Annotated in this window: 5 protein-coding genes; all 5 read left to right on the top strand. The window is 61.6% G+C overall.

Annotated features, from left to right (window positions below):
- Nucleotides 1-421: substrate-binding domain-containing protein (locus tag NKI59_RS34780; protein ID WP_352709040.1), on the top strand; the 421-nt coding region annotated here is incomplete at its 5' end.
- Between the two features lie 262 nt (nt 422-683).
- Nucleotides 684-1322, top strand: coding sequence for a 3-methyl-2-oxobutanoate hydroxymethyltransferase (locus NKI59_RS34775; RefSeq protein ID WP_352709039.1), 639 nt, complete (start codon nt 684-686; stop codon nt 1320-1322).
- Nucleotides 1319-1474: a hypothetical protein gene (locus tag NKI59_RS34770; RefSeq protein ID WP_352709037.1), complete on the top strand. Its 156-nt coding sequence runs from the start codon at nt 1319-1321 to the stop codon at nt 1472-1474. Before NKI59_RS34775 ends, NKI59_RS34770 begins: the two co-directional genes overlap by 4 nt.
- A gap of 7 nt (nt 1475-1481) precedes the next feature.
- A complete protein-coding gene (locus NKI59_RS34765; protein WP_352709036.1) occupies nt 1482-2486 on the top strand; it encodes a sterol desaturase family protein in 1005 nt (334 codons plus the stop codon).
- A gap of 105 nt (nt 2487-2591) precedes the next feature.
- A partial coding sequence (locus tag NKI59_RS34760) for a substrate-binding domain-containing protein (RefSeq protein WP_352709035.1) occupies nt 2592-3072 on the top strand: 481 nt, incomplete at its 3' end.

Genomic DNA, 3072 nt, shown 5'->3' with positions numbered 1-3072 from the left:
CCGCGACCGCGTGCGCGGCTTCTTCGACTACCTGATGGAGACGGCGACCGAACATTTCGAACCGATCGGGGCGCTGTTCGGCCATGACGATGGAGACCGCAACGCTGAGCAGCTTCTTGAAGCCTTGAAGCGCTGGCCGGACCTTGCCGGCCTCTATAATGCAGGCGGCGCCAATTCGGCGCTCAACGATGTCCTGCGCCGAAATCCGCTCGGACGCCAGGTCTTCTTCGTCGGCCACGAGCTCACCGAGCGCAGCGCCGTTGCACTTCGCGAGGGTACGATGGATGTCGTGCTCGACCAGGCACCCGAGGCGCAGGCGAGGCGAGCCATGGACCTCGTGCTGGCGACATTGAACCTGCACGACCTGCAAGTCGAAAACCCGCCGATCCGCTTCGTTACCTTCACTGCCGAGAACCTTTGATCTGATTTGATCAAGATAGAGCGAGCTTCGCCTCCGTCACGGTGCTAACTCCCTGCGAACGGACGGGGATCGCATATGAAGTTCGCCCCCTCATCCAGCCGCTTTGCATCCGCCTTCCCCGTTGGGAGAAGAGGCTGGCGCCAAGCGCAGACGATCTCCCTTTCCCCTCGAGGAAAGGTCGGATTGCCACAAATCGGATGGCAATCCGGGTGAGGGGGCATTCTTTCACATGCAATGGCGCTCCGCGAAGGGAGGACGACTAGTGACGAGACGGCTGACGGCCTACGATCTGAGGAGCGCCAAGGGCAGCCGCAAATGGCTGCAGCTTCACGTCGACACGCCGGCTGAGGCCGCCGCGGCTGTCGCCTGCAATATCGTAATCCTCTCCAGCGAGTCCGACCACAATCTGGAATTGATCCGTGAGGCGGCGCCTTTCGCCTTCTTGTCGGTCGGCATGCAGCATGGCGCGGTCGCCTCGCCCGACGAGGCGGTACGGCTCGGCTTTGACATGATCGAGCGCGGCGCCGACGCCGTCTATTGCTCGCATTCACCGCGCTTCATCGAGGCGATGGCGGCGGAGGGCATTCCGGTTACCGGCCATGTCGGCCTGGTGCCGAACCGCGCTACTTGGACGAATTTTCGCGCCGTTGGAAAGACCGCCGAAGAAGCCTTCAAGGTGCTCCGCGCGGCCAAGGACCTTGAGAATGCCGGTGCCGCCTGCATCGAGGTCGAGGTCGTGCCGGTGCGGCTTGCCGATCACATCACGCGCTCGACCCCACTGATTACCATGGGCATGGGCTGCGGCAGCGCCTGCGACACGCAGTACCTGTTTTCCAGTGACGTGCTCGGCACCCACACCGGTCACTATCCGCGCCACGCAAACGCTATGCCGATTTCGTGACACTAGACGCCGAACTGCAGGAAAAGCGCATCGCCGCCTTCCGCGCCTTCGGCCGCGATGTGATAGCCGGCGCCTATCCCGAAGCGAAGCACCAGGTCGACATGGACGATGCCGCCTATGACCGCTTCCTCACCCTTTCCCAATCCCTGTGAGATCGACATGGACGACCTGAAATACGGCACGCGCAACAAAAGAGGCGACTGGGCTCCGAGCGAGCCGGCAGGCACCGCGCCGCTGTTCGCCTTTCCGCCGCGTCCGCTGGCGCTACTGAAATGGCTGCCGCACTATTTCCTGCCGTACAATCTCCTGTTCGCGCTCTCGGCGGTCGCGTGGTGGCACTACGTGCTGCCCGACGTCGAGGTCATGAAGACGCTGAGCGTCGGATGGATCCTCAGGCTCTTCCTCGTCAACTGCGCGGCGCTGCTTGTCTTCTTCGGCGTCTTCGAGCTCCGGCTCTACATTTTGAGAGCCCAGGGCAATCGCTTCAAATACAACGGCAAATGGCCCTCCGAGCAGAAGAGCAAGGCTTTCTTCTTCGAGAACCAGAACTTAGACAACATGCTGCGTACCTTCGGCACCGGCATGCCGATCTGGACGGCGATCGAAGTCGCGATCCTCTACGCCTATGCCAAGGGCGACGTGCCGTGGCTGACAGTCGCCGAGCATCCCGTCTACCTGTTTTGCCTGGCGCTGGTAGTGCCAATTATCCACGAGACGCATTTCTTCTTGCTGCACCGGGCAATCCACTGGCCGCCGCTCTACAAATGGGTGCATTCGGTGCACCACAACTCCGTCAACCCGTCGCCCTGGTCGTCGCTGTCGATGCATCCCGTCGAGCAGTTCGGTTATCTCGGCGTTGCACTCTGGCACCTGGTCATCCCGTCGAACCCGCTGCTTGCGCTCTACCAGCTCCACTATGCCGGCTTCGGCGCCATTCCCGGTCATGTCGGCTTCGACAAGGTCGAACTCGGCGAGGACACCAGCATCGATAGCCACGCCTACATCCATTACCTCCATCACAAATATTTCGAGGTGAACTACGGCGACGGCCTCATCCCGTTCGACCGATGGTTGGGCACTTTCCACGACGGTAGCAAGGAAGGCGAGGCCCGCATGCAGGCCCGCTACGAGGAGAAGAAGGCGCGCGCCAACGCCGCCCAATGACAGCCCGATCAGACAGCCACGCGAGGCGTCCGCGCAAGCCATCCCGCAAGGGCCGGAAGTCAAAGGAGGGGTGAACCGGCACTCCATCCACAAGGGAGGAAAACCGTGAAGAAGTTTTTGATTTCGACCTCGTTGGCGGCCTTGATGTCGACCAATGCGATGGCTGCAAAAATTGGCGTCAGCATCGTCAACTTCGACAACAATTTTCAGACGTTGCTGAGGGACGGCATGCAGGCCCGCGCCAAGGAGAAGGGCGCCGGCATCCAGGTCGAGGACGCGCAGAATGACGTCGCCAAGCAACTCGACCAGGTGAAGAACTTCATCGCCACCGGCGTAGACGCCATCATCGTCACGCTGGTCGACACCAACGCGTCAAGGACGCTCAGCGAGGAAGCTGCCAAGGCCGGCATCCCGCTGGTCTTCGTCAACCTCGAACCGTCAGACATGGCGAATCTGCCGGAGAAACAGGTCTATGTCGGCTCCAACGAGGTGGAGTCCGGCACGCTGGAAGCGTTCGAGGTGTGCAAGATGCTGCGCGCCAAGGGCAAGTCGGCAGGTGCCAAAGCCTACATCGTCATGGGCAGCC

The organism is Mesorhizobium sp. M0598 (assembly GCF_040320865.1).
Classification (GTDB): domain Bacteria; phylum Pseudomonadota; class Alphaproteobacteria; order Rhizobiales; family Rhizobiaceae; genus Mesorhizobium.
This window is presented reverse-complemented; position numbering and strand designations above follow the sequence as displayed.

Bases quoted from the DNA above. Each gene is read 5' to 3' on its own strand.
- NKI59_RS34765 (WP_352709036.1), top strand. From the start codon at position 1,482: ATGGACGACCTGAAATACGGCACGCGCAACAAAAGAGGCGACTGGGCT.